This is a genomic window from Methylacidimicrobium sp. AP8, from assembly GCF_903064525.1.
GTDB lineage: Bacteria > Verrucomicrobiota > Verrucomicrobiia > Methylacidiphilales > Methylacidiphilaceae > Methylacidimicrobium.
The window spans coordinates 952,717-966,463 of sequence record NZ_LR797830.1; the positions used below are offsets into that span (position 1 = coordinate 952,717).

Annotated in this window: 13 protein-coding genes; 8 read left to right on the plus strand and 5 right to left on the minus strand. The window is 66.2% G+C overall.

Annotated features, from left to right (window positions below; translation table 11 throughout):
• Nucleotides 1-4 precede the first annotated feature (4 nt).
• A complete protein-coding gene (lptE, locus tag MTHMO_RS04305; protein WP_202213683.1) occupies nucleotides 5-520 on the plus strand; it encodes an LPS assembly lipoprotein LptE in 516 nt (171 codons plus the stop codon).
• Here the strand turns inward: lptE and thiD are convergent.
• Complete coding sequence (gene thiD, locus MTHMO_RS04310) at nucleotides 504-1,319, minus strand: bifunctional hydroxymethylpyrimidine kinase/phosphomethylpyrimidine kinase (RefSeq protein WP_202213684.1); 816 nt, start codon at nucleotides 1,317-1,319, stop codon at nucleotides 504-506. The two genes, lptE and thiD, sit on opposite strands and share 17 nt — an antisense overlap.
• A 68-nt stretch (nucleotides 1,320-1,387) precedes the next feature.
• On the opposite strand from thiD, the gene MTHMO_RS04315 reads away from it, so the two are divergent.
• From MTHMO_RS04315 to tyrS, 3 genes are all read left to right on the plus strand, one after another.
• A complete protein-coding gene (locus MTHMO_RS04315; RefSeq protein ID WP_202213685.1) occupies nucleotides 1,388-1,804 on the plus strand; it encodes an ApaG domain in 417 nt (138 codons plus the stop codon).
• A gap of 741 nt (nucleotides 1,805-2,545) precedes the next feature.
• Entirely contained in the window at nucleotides 2,546-2,857 is a 312-nt protein-coding gene (locus tag MTHMO_RS04320; RefSeq protein WP_202213686.1) for an RNA-binding protein, read from the plus strand.
• A 12-nt stretch (nucleotides 2,858-2,869) separates the two neighbouring features.
• Entirely contained in the window at nucleotides 2,870-4,036 is a 1,167-nt protein-coding gene (gene tyrS, locus MTHMO_RS04325) for a tyrosine--tRNA ligase (protein WP_202213687.1), read from the plus strand.
• A 319-nt stretch (nucleotides 4,037-4,355) separates the two neighbouring features.
• Here the strand turns inward: tyrS and MTHMO_RS04330 are convergent, their stop codons facing one another.
• The 4 genes from MTHMO_RS04330 to MTHMO_RS04345 form a co-directional block, all read right to left on the minus strand.
• On the minus strand, nucleotides 4,356-6,236 hold the full coding sequence (locus tag MTHMO_RS04330) for a SulP family inorganic anion transporter (RefSeq protein WP_202213688.1): 1,881 nt from the start codon (nucleotides 6,234-6,236) through the stop codon (nucleotides 4,356-4,358).
• Nucleotides 6,182-7,333 carry an Lrp/AsnC family transcriptional regulator gene (locus MTHMO_RS04335; protein ID WP_202213689.1) on the minus strand — a complete coding sequence of 384 codons (1,152 nt, stop codon included), beginning with the start codon at nucleotides 7,331-7,333 and terminating at the stop codon, nucleotides 6,182-6,184. Before MTHMO_RS04335 ends, MTHMO_RS04330 begins: the two co-directional genes overlap by 55 nt.
• Nucleotides 7,334-7,397: 64 nt before the next feature.
• Entirely contained in the window at nucleotides 7,398-8,483 is a 1,086-nt protein-coding gene (leuB, locus tag MTHMO_RS04340) for a 3-isopropylmalate dehydrogenase (RefSeq protein ID WP_202213690.1), read from the minus strand.
• Between the two features lie 31 nt (nucleotides 8,484-8,514).
• Complete coding sequence (locus MTHMO_RS04345) at nucleotides 8,515-9,057, minus strand: 3-isopropylmalate dehydratase (protein WP_202213691.1); 543 nt, start codon at nucleotides 9,055-9,057, stop codon at nucleotides 8,515-8,517.
• A 183-nt stretch (nucleotides 9,058-9,240) separates the two neighbouring features.
• Between MTHMO_RS04345 and MTHMO_RS04350 the strand changes: the two genes are divergently transcribed.
• From MTHMO_RS04350 to trpD, 4 genes are read left to right on the plus strand one after another with little or no spacing between them, the layout of a single operon-like run.
• Nucleotides 9,241-10,224: an aspartate carbamoyltransferase catalytic subunit gene (locus MTHMO_RS04350; protein WP_202214841.1), complete on the plus strand. Its 984-nt coding sequence runs from the start codon at nucleotides 9,241-9,243 to the stop codon at nucleotides 10,222-10,224.
• Complete coding sequence (locus MTHMO_RS04355; protein WP_202213692.1) at nucleotides 10,221-11,501, plus strand: dihydroorotase; 1,281 nt, start codon at nucleotides 10,221-10,223, stop codon at nucleotides 11,499-11,501. The genes MTHMO_RS04350 and MTHMO_RS04355 overlap by 4 nt, the downstream gene beginning before the upstream one ends.
• Nucleotides 11,489-12,664 carry a glutamine-hydrolyzing carbamoyl-phosphate synthase small subunit gene (gene carA, locus MTHMO_RS04360; RefSeq protein ID WP_202213693.1) on the plus strand — a complete coding sequence of 392 codons (1,176 nt, stop codon included), beginning with the start codon at nucleotides 11,489-11,491 and terminating at the stop codon, nucleotides 12,662-12,664. Before MTHMO_RS04355 ends, carA begins: the two co-directional genes overlap by 13 nt.
• Nucleotides 12,661-13,728, plus strand: coding sequence for an anthranilate phosphoribosyltransferase (gene trpD / locus MTHMO_RS04365; RefSeq protein WP_202213694.1), 1,068 nt, complete (start codon nucleotides 12,661-12,663; stop codon nucleotides 13,726-13,728). The genes carA and trpD overlap by 4 nt, the downstream gene beginning before the upstream one ends.
• The last annotated feature ends 19 nt before the right edge of the window (nucleotides 13,729-13,747 follow it).

The window sequence follows — 13,747 nt, forward strand, 5'->3', positions numbered from 1 at the left end:
AAGGATGGGGCCTTGTTGGCTCTTGCTCCTGCTCCTTGCGGTCTTGCTCACCGGTTGCTCGGGAGGCTATCGCCTTGGAACAGTTGGGGGCAAGCAGATGCACGGGCTGCGCACCATTTGGGTCCCGACCGTGCGGAACAAGACCGTCATCCCTCAGCTTCAGTCGATGGTCACCAACGAGATCATCCAGGCCTTCGACAACGACGGGAGCTTGCGGACGGTCGGACCGGAGGAGGCGGACGCGGAGCTCGATGTCACGCTCACCGACTTTGTCCGGATGCCCATCCGTCCGGAGGTCCTTGATCCGCTGACGACCGCCGAATACCGCTTCGTCCTTATCGGAACGGTCACGCTCTTGAATCGGAAGCTCGGGAGGAAGGTGATCAACGGCGCGGGCGTGTCCGGATCGAGCTTCTTCTTTACCCAGATCAACTCGCCGGAGGCGCAGCGGCAGGTGATGCCTTGGGTGGCGCAGGATTTCGCCAAGCGGGTCGTGACCCTGGTTACCGAAGGTTGGTAGTGTCCCCGCTCGGACCGGGCGGTGGCAGGAATTCGTAGGGTCCGGATCGGGAGGTGTGGGGAAGCAGCGCGGTGAGCCACCCTTTGGCCGCCGCCACGGCGGCGGGGAGTGGATCTCCCCAAGCCAAGCGGGCGGTGATCGCGGCGGAGAGCGCGCAGCCGGTACCGTGGGGATCCGATCCGGGGACCCGCGGAGCCTCGAAGGAGCGCACCGTTCCCCCTTCGGCAAGAAAGTCGACCGCCCGATCGCCCCTCAAGTGGCCGCCTTTGACCAGGAAGGGAACCCCGTGGCGCTCCTCTAGCTCGCGGGCCGCGTCCGCCAGCTCCCCCGGGGAACTGATCCGCCTTCCCAGCAGCCGCTCGGCTTCGGTTCGATTCGGAGTTACCAGGCGGGCGATGGGGAAAAGGGAGTCCGCGATGGCAGCGAGGGTCTCTCGCGCGGCGAGGGGCTCGCCGCACGAAGCGGCGAGGACCGGATCGATAACCAGGGGTAAGCCAGACGCGAGCTGCCGCAGGCGGTCGGCCGCCGCCCGGACGATACCGGGGAGGGGAAGCATTCCGGTCTTGACGGCCGCAACGGGGAGGGACGCGAAGACGGCATCAATCTGGCTGCCGACCAGGGAAGGATCGACGGCGGAGACCGCCACGACCTTGCCGGGGTGTTCGGCGACGATGGCGGTGATCGCCGTGGCACCGTAGACGCCGAATGCGCAGAAGGCCTTAAGGTCGGCTTGGATGCCCGCGCCCGCGCTCGAGTCGGAGCCGGCGATCGTCAGGGCGACAGGAGGGAAAGGAGGCATCGAGTGGCCTTGCCAAAGGCAGGGGGCGGATTTAGTCTAAGGGGATAGTCGCCCTCTCGGAAAGGGAAATGAAGACCTCTTTCTCCCCACAGGCTGTACCCGGGCTCGAGGTGAAAATCGAGCAGCTTCGATTCCGGGTCTCCGGCAAAGGAGAGCCGGAACGGCCGCTGGTCTGCCAATATTATCTCAGCATCCGCAACGGAAGCGATCGGACCGTGCAGCTGCAGGGAAGAAAATGGGTCCTCACCGACGAGGAAACCGGCGAAAAGGTAGTGATCGAAGGCGAAGGGATTGTGGGATCGTTTCCGGAGCTGCGGCCCGGCGGAAAGTTCCGCTATTCAAGCTATCATCTCTACCGGCAACCTACCTGGGCTGAAGGAGCCTATTTCGGACGGGATGAGAGCGGGAGGCCGATCGTGGTCAGCATCCCGCGGTTTCGCATGGCGGCCGTCCCCGAGGGAGAGGGCGATCGACCGCTGTTTTGAGCGCAAGGCATCTTCGCTCCTCCCGCTCGGAAAATTCGTTGCGCGGGCGGGGCGTTCGCTTATGCTTAAAAGCAGAGTTCTCAATCACGAGACGGAGACAAGACATTCTGCGCGTGGAAGAGGAAATCGCTGCCGGACCGGAAACCTCCCCCTTTCGATGGAGGATAGGTAAGCAAGCGGCGTATTCCTCGGCTTCGGTCCGAGCTTCTTTACGGCCGTTCGTCTCGTCATCCCGATTAGGGGATCACCATGGCGTGGCGGCCGGGGAAGAGAGGTCTCTTCCTTTCGCCGACCGACTTCCGGCATCGCCTTGTCTCCGCTTCCCGGCTATCCGCGGCGGATCGCGGAGGGAAGCCGTTCCAAGAACAGGAGACGCACGAATCGAATCGAACCATAAGCCAGAGATCCCTTTCGGCTTCCCGGCGCTAGCGGGCAGCGGAATTCGGGATCTTCGCCAAGGGATAGTTCATCATGAGCCAGGATCCTTCAACATCACGAAACGACAGGCGCTATTCTCGGCGCCGCCAGCGGTCGCGGAGGCGCGGAGGACGCGGCGGCAGGCCTTCCGAGGAGCCGCGCAAGCTCTCCTTCGGGAAGAAAGTGCAAGCCTTTTTCCAGGGGCTCTTTCGGAAACGGCAGGAAGCATCGGCTGCCTCCCCCCGTCCGAGCGCGCCGCGGGAGGACGGGCGGCCGCCCAAAGCCGCAAAAGCCGCAAGCCAGGGGCCGAAGCGCGAGGAGCCGATGTTCGAATCGGTCGTCGAACCCTCCACCCCTCGGCTCTACATCGGCAACCTCTCCTACGAGGTGGCGGAGAGCGATCTCTTCGAGTTGTTCTCCAAGGTCGCGCCGGTCAAAAACGTCGACATCGTTCGCGACCGGAGGACCAATCGCTCGAAGGGCTACGGCTTCGTTGAGATGGCCGACCTGGAGGCGGCCAAGCTGGCCTTCGCGCAGCTCAATCACGCCGAGCTTGTCGGCCGGCAGATCATCGTCAGCGGCGCCAAGTCGGAACGGCGGGACGGGCGAAGGGAGACCTCCGAGCCCCCTCGGTAGGCCTCGCGCGTCATGGCGGTCGAGGAGGCGTTGGCGCTGCTGCTGAGCGGCACCGAGCAGGTACATTCTCCGCAGGAGCTGCGGGCGCGGCTGGCGGCCTCCCGCCCGCTGCGGGTCAAGTTCGGGGTCGACCCGACCTCCCCCGATCTGCATCTGGGCCATGCGGTGCCGCTCTTCAAGCTCCGCCAGTTTCAGGATCTGGGGCATCTGGCGGTGCTGGTGATCGGCGATTTTACCGCCCAGATCGGCGATCCGACCGGACGCAAAGCGGTCCGGCCGGAGCTTTCCGCGGAGGAGGTGCGCCGCCATGCGGCGACCTACCGGGAGCAGGCGTTCCGAATCCTCGATCCCGACCGGGTCGAAATCGTCTGGAATGCCGACTGGTTCGAGAAGATGACGAGCCGGGATCTCCTGCTCCTCGAGCGCCGTGTGACCGCCACCCGTATCCTCCAGCGCCGCGACTTCCAGCAGAGATGGGAAAAGGGCGAGCCGATCGGGCTCCACGAGCTGCTCTATCCCCTTCTCCAAGGATGGGATTCGGTCATGGTCCACGCCGACGTAGAGATCGGCGGCAGCGATCAGCTCTTCAACATGCTGATCGGCCGGGATCTCCAGGAGCAGATGAATCAGCCGCCTCAGGTGGTCCTGACCCTTCCCCTCCTTGAAGGCCTCGACGGCGAGAACAAGATGAGCAAGTCGCTGGGGAATGCGATCGGCGTGGCCGAGCCGCCGGAGGAGATCTTCGGCAAGACGATGCGCATCTCCGATGCCCTCATGGCCCGCTGGTATCCGATCCTTTTGGGTCGGCCGCTCTCCCCGGATGTCCATCCGATGGAAGCAAAGAAGGCGCTCGCCGAGTGGCTGGTCGCCCGGTTCCACGGCACGGAGGCGGCCCAAAGTGCGCGCAAGGGCTTTGAGCGGGTCTTCTCCCAGCGGGAGGTCCCGGAGGAAGTCCCCGAGTTCGCGTTGCCCGGCCACCAGATGCCGATCGTGGAAATCTTGCTTTTGATCGGAGCGGCGCCCTCCAGGTCCGAAGCCAAGCGCCTCCTCGCGCAAGGGGCGGTGCTTATCGATGGGCAGCGAGTCACCGACCCCCGCGCGAACGTGAACCTCTCCGGGCATCCCCTCCTTCGCTGCGGCCGCCGTTTCTTCGCGCGGCTCCACCCCGCGCCGGGGTAGCGAGGGGTTCGCCGGGGGGGCATCCTCCAGGCTTTTCCGCCGGCGATAGCGGCCATTTTTTACCAAGGCGAGGTTTCGCGCGAGGGAGAAGCGCAGTGAGTTGTCGACGAGGAACTTCGGCCCCGAAGAGTTTCTGCTCGAGGAGATCCTGGCGGCCGGACCGGCTCGCAAGCGACTCAATCGGCACCTCTCTCGCGCGAAAGCTCGTACTGGTGAGAAATGGGGGCTAGCACCGATGGGCTGGAAAGCCTACAGCACGGGGCGTGCTCCCGCGGCGACGCCCGCACGAGCAAGCTGGTGGTCCGGAAGATCGCCCGCCCTACGTCGATTCGCTTCCTTCGGAGCGGACGGGCTTGGGCTTGGGTTGGACCTTTTCGTAGAAGATCCGGACTTCGCTCTCTTTTTTGCCGAGGAGCTGCTGGGCGCGGAGGAGGGCGTTCCGGGTGGAGAGGTTGGGATGGACGCCGAAGAGGGGGAAGACGTTTTCCCGACCGATGGTGTCGATCACCCCGCTGCTGCGGAGCACGCGGATGATCGGCCGTGTCGCCCCGCTGATGAGGAGGTGGCGGCCGCTCTCGTGCATCATCTTGGCCAGCTCGTCGATAGCCAGCGCGCAGGTCGCGTCGAGATGGTGGGCGTTGCGCATCCGGAGGATGACTACCCGGAGAGAGGGATCGAGACAGATCCGGCGGATCTGCTCCCGAAAGAGATCGGCGACGCCGAAGAAGAGCTCTCCCTCAACGTGGATGATGCAGATCTCGGGAAGGATCCTCTCCTCGCTGCGGCCTTTTTCCCGTAATCCCTCTTCCGCGTCGTAGGTGTACTCGACGAGGGTGGGCTGCCCGACTTGCTTGAGAAAGAGGAGCACCGAGACGCCGATCCCGAGGCCGATCGCGAAGTCGAGGGGGGTGAGAAGGGCGCTTAAGAAGGTCACCCCGAACGCGATCCCGTCGGCTGTCGTCGATTGGAGGGCGATCCGGATCTCGCGCCAGTTGATGAGGGAAAATCCGGTCAGGACGACCAGAGTCGCCAGAGCGGGCATGGGGATGTAGGCGAAGAGGGGGCCCGCCAAGAGGAGGCCAGCGGCCAGCAGTAGTCCGCTCCAGAAGTTGCTCAGGACGGTGGCGGGCCTGCTGATCCAGTTGAGTGCGGAACGGGTGAGCGAGCCGGAAACCGGCATCCCGCCCAAGAAGGCGCAGGCCACATTGGCCGCTCCCTGGGCAAACATCTCGCGGTTGAGGTCGATCGGCTCCCCGGAGCGGCTGGCCAGCGACTTGCCGATGCTCGCCCCCTCGATCGCGGCGAAGGAGGCGAGCGCCAGGGAGGTGCTGGCGAGCTGGGAAAACCACTGCCAGCGGAAAGAGGGGAGGGTAACCGGCCAGTACCCGAAGGGGATCGGATCGAGATAGCGGACCGGAAGGTGGAGCAAGCGGAAGGGAAGGGCCAAGACCGATACGACTAGGAGGGCGACCGCCACCGCGGGCAGCTTGGGGAAGAGCCTCTTGACCCACAACCAGGCGAGAAAGGCGAGGAGGCTCAGGGCGACGGACGGCCATTGGGCTTGGGGGGCGTGACGGACCGTCTGCTGAACGATGTCGAAGAAGGTGGAAACTTCCGGGATCGAGATCCCGAGCATATGGTGCGCCTGATTGGCGATGATCAGGAAGGCCGCCCCGGTGACGTAGCCGATCACGACGGTCCGGGAAACGTATTGGGTAAGGGCCGCGGCCCGGAAGAGGGCTCCGGCCAGAAGGGCGATCCCCATCAGGAGCAGCAGCAGGCTCAGGGAATGGAGCTTGTCGATCTTGCCCTGCATGCCCAGGTAGAAGCTAAAGACCAGAACGGCCGTGGCGTTGGTCGGCCCGAGGACGACATAGCGGGAGCTCTGGAAGAGGGGGCCGACGATCGAGGCGACCGCGCAGGCGTAGATGCCGAACTGGACCGGTAGTCCCGCGATCAGGGCATAGGCCATCCCCTGGGGAAAGGAAAGGAGGGCGACGTTGACCGCCGCGCTCAGGTCGGCGCGCAGCTTGGCCGGGGAGTAGGAGCGAAAGGTGCTTCGGAGGGGGCCGAGATCCAGGTGGAGCTCATTCCACTGGTCGCGCAGCCTGCGGGCCAGCCGAGCCGAGACCGGCCGGACGCGTTTCAGGAGGAGCCGTCGCGCATCGTCCGCCAGTCGATTCCCCTTGAGCGGCTCCATTTCCGATAAGCCTCCGGCAAGATTTCCGATGGTTTGATTTCGCTGCGTCCTCCCCAGAAAATGTTCGAATAGAGGACCGGGATCCCGATCTGCCGAAGATGGTCGTCGATGGCGGCCTTGTGGAGCAAGAGCCGATCCTTTTCCCGGCCGTGCGCGACCGCCATCAGGTTGACGTTGCCGAACTCGGGACCAGCCTCCCGCCAGTAGCAGTGCGTCAGGATCTCGAAGCGGCCGATCTCCTGGCCCGCCTCCTCCACTCTTCCCGGCGGCACCGCCCAATGGAACAGACCGTTGAAGCGCGTGACCCGCTCGCCCGTCGAAAGCGGTTTCACATGCTCGAGGAAGGTCGAGAAGCGGCCGAGAATGCCAAGCCGCTCAAGCTCTCGCGCCACGCGGACGAACTCCGGGAAGTCGAGGCCGGCCGATCGGGTGCGGGACTGCCAGAAGCCCAAGCGGATCTCGTCGGGCCGAAGCTCTTCCTTGAGCACTTCCAGGACTTTCCACTGCACGTCGGAGAGCCTTCGCACTGTGACCGGGTGCATCCGGGCCCGGGCGGGAGAGAGGGCGCCGATTTCGAGAGTCCGTCGGCGGACATGACCGACGCCCAGGGTGAAGATCCCCTTGGCGCGCAGGATCCGGTGGCGAACCGCCCCGATCTGGCCGGAGAGGTAGCGGCAGTGGGCTTCGAGGGAGAATCCCTGCGGAACCTTGAGGGTGCTCCAGAGGCGGAAGGAAGAGCCGGCGGAGGCGGAATCGGTGGAACGGATGACCACATGGCCGCTGAAGGGATCCTCCGCCACGAGAAAGTCGAAGGCCGCGCCGAGCTTCTCCTCGGGAATCTCCCAGGCGATCAGGGCGCCGGGGGCCAGATCGTTGGCGAGCAGGGTCTGCCGGACTCGGCGGATTGTGCCTGCGGAGAGCATCGCCCGGATCCGGGCAGTGACGGTCGCGAGGGGAAGGCCGGAGAGGCGGGCGATCACGGCAAAAGGCTCCTCGTGGAATCCGGCCAGCTTGTCCTCGGAGACAGCCAGGATCCGCGCGTTGACCGGATCCTCGGTGCTCACGGGAAGAGGTTCGTCGAGGTCGAGGGAGCTCATGATCCTTCTTTTTGACAACGAAAAAGCACGCAGGGAAAGCAAAACCCCACGTCCCCGGAGGCGCTCAGGGGTTTTCGAGGCGATCGAGGATTGCTTGGGCGAAAGCTTCGGTTCCCACCGTCTTCCCGCCGTCGTCGGCGATGTCCGGCGTACGGAAGCCGTCGCTCAGGGCGGCGCGGAACGCCGTTTCGATCGCCTGGGCCGCCTTTTCCTCGCCCAGGCTGTAGCGGAGCAGGAGGGCCCCGCAAAGAATTTGCGCGCTCGGATTGGCGATCCCCTTGCCGGCGATGTCCGGAGCCGAGCCGCCCGCAGGCTCATAGAGGCCGAACCGGGCCTTGCCCAAGGAAGCGCTCGGGAGCATGCCCAGAGAGCCGCAAAGAGCCGCCGCCTCGTCGCTTAGGATGTCGCCGAAGAGGTTTTCGCAGAGGAGCACGTCGAACTGGCGCGGATTGCGCACCAGCTGCATGGCGGCGTTGTCGACGTAAAGAAAGCCCAGCTGGACGTCGGGGTATTCGGCGGCGATCCGGCGCACGGTCTTGCGCCAGAGCAGGCTCGATTCGAGCACGTTGGCCTTGTCGACGAGGGTCACGAACTTTTTGCGGGAGCGCGCGGCCGAGAAAGCGACACGGGCCACCCGCTCGATCTCGGCGGTCTCGTAGACCAAGGTGTCTATGGCTTTCTCGCCCCGGTCGGTCATCACGGTTCCCTTGGGCTGGCCGAAATACAGGCCGCCTGTCAGCTCCCGGACAACGAGCAGGTCGACGCCGCGGGCGATCTCAGCCTTGAGAGGGGAGGCGCTCAGGAGTTCCGGGTAGCAGATGATCGGGCGGAGATTGGCGTAGAGGCCGAAGGTGCGCCGGAGGGGAAGAAGGGCGGCCCGCTCGGGCTGCTTTTCGGCGGGAAGGGCTTCCCATTGGGGGCCGCCGACCGCACCGAAGAGGATCGCTTGCGAGTCGCGGCAGATCGCGAGGGTCTCCTCCGGCAGGGCCTTTCCGACGGCATCGATGGCCGCCCCCCCCACCAGGGCTTCCTCGAAGTCGAGGCGGAAGCCGAACCTGTGCGCCGCGGCCCGAAGGATCGGCAAAGTAGCGGCCATGATTTCCGGCCCGATGCCGTCGCCGGCGAGGACGGCGATGCGATAGGTCTTCATGAGCGGAAAGAGATCCCGGATCGAAGCGTCCCTATGGGGTGGGAACCATGCCCGCTCGGCGGGCGTATTGGAAAAGACCTCCGGCCTCGATGACGGGCCGGGCCTCTCCCAGGGGTTTTAGCGGGTGGAGCGCACCGCCCGAGCGGAGACTTTCGTCCTGGAGATCGATCTGGACGGGATCGCCGGTTCGGATCGTTTCGCAGAGGCGCTGGGCGCACTCATAGGGATAGAGGGCGCCGGTCGAAACCGCATTGCGGAAGAAGATCCGGGCGTAGCTTTCGGCGATCACGATCCGGCAGCCCGCGGCGGCGAGCGCGATCGGGGCGTGCTCCCGGGAAGAGCCGCAACCGAAGTTGCGGCCGGCGATCAGGATGGGATAGCGGGTGGTTTCTTCCCCCGGGCTGACGAAGCGCACCGGGTAGAGTTCCTCGGGGAGGCCCGAGAGCGCATGGGAGCCGAGCTTGCGGTACTCTTCGGGCACCGTCGGAAGCAACATCAAATACTGGGCGGGGATGATCTGATCGGTGTCGATGTTATCGCCGACGACGTAGGCAAAGCCGGAAATCGTAGCCACTGTGTGGTCTCATTCGAGCTTTATCGAGGTCCCGGAGGGATGGCAATCGCAAAGTAACCCGTTCTTGCGGAAAAATCAAAACGGAGCTTGTCCTTGCGGGCGGTGCCGGCGCGCCGGGGCGGAGAGGAAAAGCGGAGCAAGAGGCTGGACGGGGTAGCCCCCTTTTGCGATTTTCCTTCCACCATGGCGCCGGAAAATCCCGGGGAGATTGCATCCTCTTCCCGCGCGGGAGGTTGGCTGCGCCGCCATCTCCTCGGACTGCGGGATCTTGAGAAGGAGGAGATCCTCCTCCTGCTCGATGCGGCCGAGAGGATCGCGAAGTGCTTGGAGGCCGGAGCAGAGCTTCCTTCTCTGCACGGGCTGACCGTCGTCAATCTGTTCATCGAGCCGAGCACGCGGACGCGGGTCTCCTTCGAGCTGGCGGCCAAGCGGCTCGGGGCGAGCGTTCTGGAGATCGACCAGGAGTCGAGCTCGATCCGGAAGGGGGAGAGCCTCAAGGACACCGCTCGCAACCTGGAGGCGATGGGGGCCGATTTCCTGGTACTCCGCCATTCGGCCGCAGGGGCGCCGCACTTTCTGGCCGACCGGGTGCGCTCCTCGGTGATCAACGCGGGCGACGGCGCGCATGAGCATCCCACGCAGGGGCTCTTGGACCTTCTCACGATCCGGCGCCGCCTCGGGAGGGTCGAAGGGATTCGCGTCGCGATCGTGGGGGATATTCTCCACAGCCGGGTGGCCCGTTCGGATCTCTGGGGCTTGCGCAAGCTCGGCGCCGAGGTGACACTCGTCGGTCCCCGGACCCTGCTCCCGGAGGTCTTCAGCCGCTTCGGGGTGCGGGTGAGCAGCGAGCTCGACCCGGTCCTCCCCTGGGCGCAGGTGGTGATCCTGCTGCGCATCCAGCACGAGCGACAGCGGGAAGGGACTTTCCCTTCCCTCGAAGAGTATGCTTCCCTCTACGGCCTCAACGCCGCCCGTCTGCGCCGCTGTCCCCCGGAGGTGCTGCTGATGCATCCGGGGCCGGTCGAGCGGGGGGTGGAGATCGAGAGCGAGCTTGCCGACGGTCCGAGCTCGGTGATCCTCGACCAGGTGGCCAGCGGGGTGGCCGTCCGGATGGCCGTCTTTTCGGAGTTGGCCCGGTTTCACCGGCGGGAAAAGGGGGGGAGGTGAGCGGCTTCTACCGTCTTTCGGGCGGACGCATCCTCGATCCGAGCCGGGGCCTCGACGAGGTCGGCGACCTTTTCGTGGCCGGGGGCCGCCTGGTCGATCCCGCTTCCCTTCCTGCGGAGACGCGATGGGAGCCGATCGACGTCTCGGGCCACATCGTCGCTCCGGGCCTCATCGACATCCATGTCCATCTCCGCGAGCCGGGAGAGCCGCACAAGGAGACGATCGCCTCGGGAACGCGCGCCGCCGCTGCGGGCGGGTTCACGGCCGTCGTGGCGATGCCCAATACCCAGCCGCCCGCCGACCAACCGAATACGATCGGCTGGATTCGGGAGCGGGCGCGGGAGCAGGGGGTCGTGCGCGTCTACCCGACCGGCTGTCTTTCCGTGGGGCGGAAAGGGGAGAAGCTCGCTGCCTTGGGCGCTCTGCGCGCCGCCGGGGCCGTCGCGGTGACCGATGACGGGAGCTGCATCCAGAACGCGGGCCTCATGCGCCGGGTGATGGAGTATGCCGCCATGCTCGGCCTTCCGATCCTGGAGCACTGCGAGGAGACGAGCGTTTCGGCCGGAGGGGTGATGCGCGAAGGCTACTGGAGCGCGGTCCTGGGCCTCCGCGGGTGGCCCGGCCTGGCCGAGGAGCTCATCGTGAGCCGGGATCTCCTCCTGGCGGAGCAGACCGGCGCCAAGCTCCACTGCCAGCATCTTTCGAGTGCGGGCTCGGTCCGGCTCATCCGGGAAGCCAAGCGGCGCGGGGTGCCCGTTTCGGCCGAAGTGACCCCGCACCACCTAGCCTTGACCGACGCAGAGCTCGCGCGCTACGACACCCATTTCAAGATGAATCCCCCGCTCGGCTCGGAGGCCGACCGGGAAGCCTTGCTGGAGGGGATCGTCGAGGGGACGATCGACGTGATCGCCAGCGACCACGCCCCGCACGCTTCTTTCGAGAAGGAGGTCGAGTTCGATCGGGCGCCATTCGGCGTTGTGGGTCTCGAAACGATGCTCGGGGTGGCGGCGGAGACCCTGGTCAAGACCAAGCTGCTTGATTGGCCGGGGCTGATCGCCCGGCTGAGCACGATCCCCGCCCGCCTTCTCGGGCTTCCGGGAGGAACGCTGGCCATCGGAGCCCCGGCGGACATCGTGGTCATCGATCCCCATCTCCGGTGGATGGTGGATCCGCAGGCATTCCAATCCCGGGGCCGGAACACGCCGTTCTCTGGGCGGGAGCTGCAGGGGAGGGCGGTGCTCACGATGGTGGAAGGGAAGATCGTATGGCGGCTGTGAGGGAGAAGGAAGCCGTGCTCGTCCTGGAGGACGGGGAGGTTTTTCGGGGACGGGCGGTGGGGGAGAGGGACCGCCGTGGGGAAGTCTGCTTCAACACCGCGATGACCGGATATCAGGAGGTGCTCACCGATCCCTCCTACCGAGGACAGCTGGTGGCCATGACCTTCCCCGAAATCGGCAACTACGGGGTCAATCCTTCGGACGATCAGTCGCCGAAGGTGCAGGTCGCCGGCTTTTTGATGCGGGAGCTGTCCGAGCGGGCGAGCAGCTGGCGCGCGACCGGAACCCTTCGGGAGTATCTGGCCGCGGCAGGGGTGGTCGCCGCCGATCGGATCGATACGCGGCGCTTGACCCTCCGGCTGCGGCAGCAGGGGGTCTGCCGGGGGGTGCTCTCGACCGAGCCGATCGAGGTGGCCGAAGCGGCGGCGATGGCCCGCGAGTGGAGCTACGGGGAGCGCGATTTTGTGCGGGAGGTGACCTGCGCCGAGCCCTATGCTTGGGAGGACCACCCGGCGGCGCAGGACTTCCCGGAGGACGGGGAGGGAGCGAGAGGAGGAGCGGCGGCCAAGGCCCCGCTCCGGCTGGCGGCCTTCGACTTCGGGATCAAGTACGCGACGCTGCGGCTGCTGCGGTGGGCGGGCTTCACGGTGCGGGTCGTGCCGGCGGGGACCTCTCCCGAGGAGATCCTGGCGGGTGGGTTTGACGCAGTCTTTCTGTCCAACGGCCCCGGGGATCCTGCGGGCCTTCCCGCGCTCCACCGGACGGTGCAGGCGCTGCTCGGCAAGAAGCCGATCTTCGGGATCTGCCTCGGGCACCAGCTCCTTGCCTTCGCGCTGGGCGGAAGGACCTTTAAGCTGAAGTTCGGCCACCGCGGCGCCAACCATCCCGTAGCCGATCTCGAGACAAAAAAGGTGAGAATCACTTCGCAGAATCATGGCTACGCAGTCGATCCCGAGTCGCTGCCTCCGAACGTGCGCGTCCGGGAGGTGAGCCTCAACGACGGGACTTGCGAAGCGATGGCCCACGAAGAGCTGCCGATCTTTTCGGTCCAGTATCATCCGGAGGCGGCCCCCGGCCCCAATGACGGGCTCGGCTGGTTCTCGGTCTTTCGAGCCATGGCGGAGAGCGGCCGCCCGCTGGGGGGGGGCCCGGGCGGATCATGAAGCCTTCGGAGCTGAGGGACCTATGCGGCCGGCGGCTCGGACGGGAGGAGGTCGAGAGGGCGGTTGCGCTCCTGCTCGACGCGGAGATCCCAGAGGAGGAGAAGATCGCGTTCCTGACCGATCTGGAGGAACGCGGGGCGACGGGCCGGGAGGCGGCGTTTTTCGCCGCAGCCTTTCGGGCGCGGGCGGTCCCCCTGGGATTTTCCGGCCATTGGGAAGGCAAGCCGCTCTTGGACTGCTGCGGCACTGGCGGAGGAGGGCTGAACCTCTGCAACGTCTCGACCGGAACCATGTTCGTGCTGGCGGCCGCAGGCATTCCGGTCGTCAAGCACGGCAACCGCGGGATAAGCAAGGTTTCGGGGAGCGCGGACGTCCTGGAGGCGATGGGCATCCCGATCGAACTCTCGCCGGAAGCGGCGGAGCGCAGCCTGCGGGAGCTCGGGATGACCTATCTCCATGCCCCTGACTACCATCCGGCGTTCCGGACGCTGGGTCCCCTGCGGAAGAAGCTCGCCGCCCGGGGCCGGAAGACGATCTTTCACCTGCTGGGGCCGCTCCTCAATCCGGCCCGCCCTTCGGCGCAGGTGGTCGGGGTCTTTTCCCGCGCACACCTGGCCCTTATCGAGGAAGCGCTCCGGCTGGGCGGTTGCCGGAGGACCGCTGTGGTCTTCGGGACCGATGCGCAGGGGCGGGCTCTCGGAGAGCTCGGCATCGACGGCGAGGCGGAGGTCCGGGGTCTTGCCCTCCAAGGGGTCCGGGAGGCGTTGACCGTCTTCGCCCGCCGTCGGGGCTATGCGGGCTCCAGGTTGGAGGAAGCGCTGGTCGGGTCCGCGCGGGAGAGCGCGGCCCGGCTCCGGGCGGTGTTCGAGGGTCGGGAGAAGGGGCTCGTCCGGGGGCTTCTCGTGGCGAATGCCGCGGTGGGGCTGATCGCCGGCGGGTATCCCGGTTCGTTCGCCGAAGCGCTCGATGCGGTTGAGGATCTGCTCGATCGCGGTATGGCGGCGGAGAAGCTCCGGGCGGCCGAACGCCTCGCCCCCGACCTGCGCCGCGCCTCTCGGTTCTAGAACGGAAAGCGGAACCGGG

What these genes read in the sequence shown, in the direction of transcription:
- lptE (WP_202213683.1), top strand. Translation starts at nt 5, where the DNA reads ATGGGGCCTTGTTGGCTCTTGCTCCTGCTCCTTGCGGTCTTGCTCACC.
- thiD (WP_202213684.1), bottom strand. Translation starts at nt 1,319, where the DNA reads ATGCCTCCTTTCCCTCCTGTCGCCCTGACGATCGCCGGCTCCGACTCG.
- MTHMO_RS04315 (WP_202213685.1), top strand. Translation starts at nt 1,388, where the DNA reads ATGAAGACCTCTTTCTCCCCACAGGCTGTACCCGGGCTCGAGGTGAAA.
- MTHMO_RS04320 (WP_202213686.1), top strand. Translation starts at nt 2,546, where the DNA reads ATGTTCGAATCGGTCGTCGAACCCTCCACCCCTCGGCTCTACATCGGC.
- tyrS (WP_202213687.1), top strand. Translation starts at nt 2,870, where the DNA reads ATGGCGGTCGAGGAGGCGTTGGCGCTGCTGCTGAGCGGCACCGAGCAG.
- MTHMO_RS04330 (WP_202213688.1), bottom strand. Translation starts at nt 6,236, where the DNA reads ATGGAGCCGCTCAAGGGGAATCGACTGGCGGACGATGCGCGACGGCTC.
- MTHMO_RS04335 (WP_202213689.1), bottom strand. Translation starts at nt 7,333, where the DNA reads ATGAGCTCCCTCGACCTCGACGAACCTCTTCCCGTGAGCACCGAGGAT.
- leuB (WP_202213690.1), bottom strand. Translation starts at nt 8,483, where the DNA reads ATGAAGACCTATCGCATCGCCGTCCTCGCCGGCGACGGCATCGGGCCG.
- MTHMO_RS04350 (WP_202214841.1), top strand. Translation starts at nt 9,241, where the DNA reads ATGGCGCCGGAAAATCCCGGGGAGATTGCATCCTCTTCCCGCGCGGGA.
- carA (WP_202213693.1), top strand. Translation starts at nt 11,489, where the DNA reads ATGGCGGCTGTGAGGGAGAAGGAAGCCGTGCTCGTCCTGGAGGACGGG.
- trpD (WP_202213694.1), top strand. Translation starts at nt 12,661, where the DNA reads ATGAAGCCTTCGGAGCTGAGGGACCTATGCGGCCGGCGGCTCGGACGG.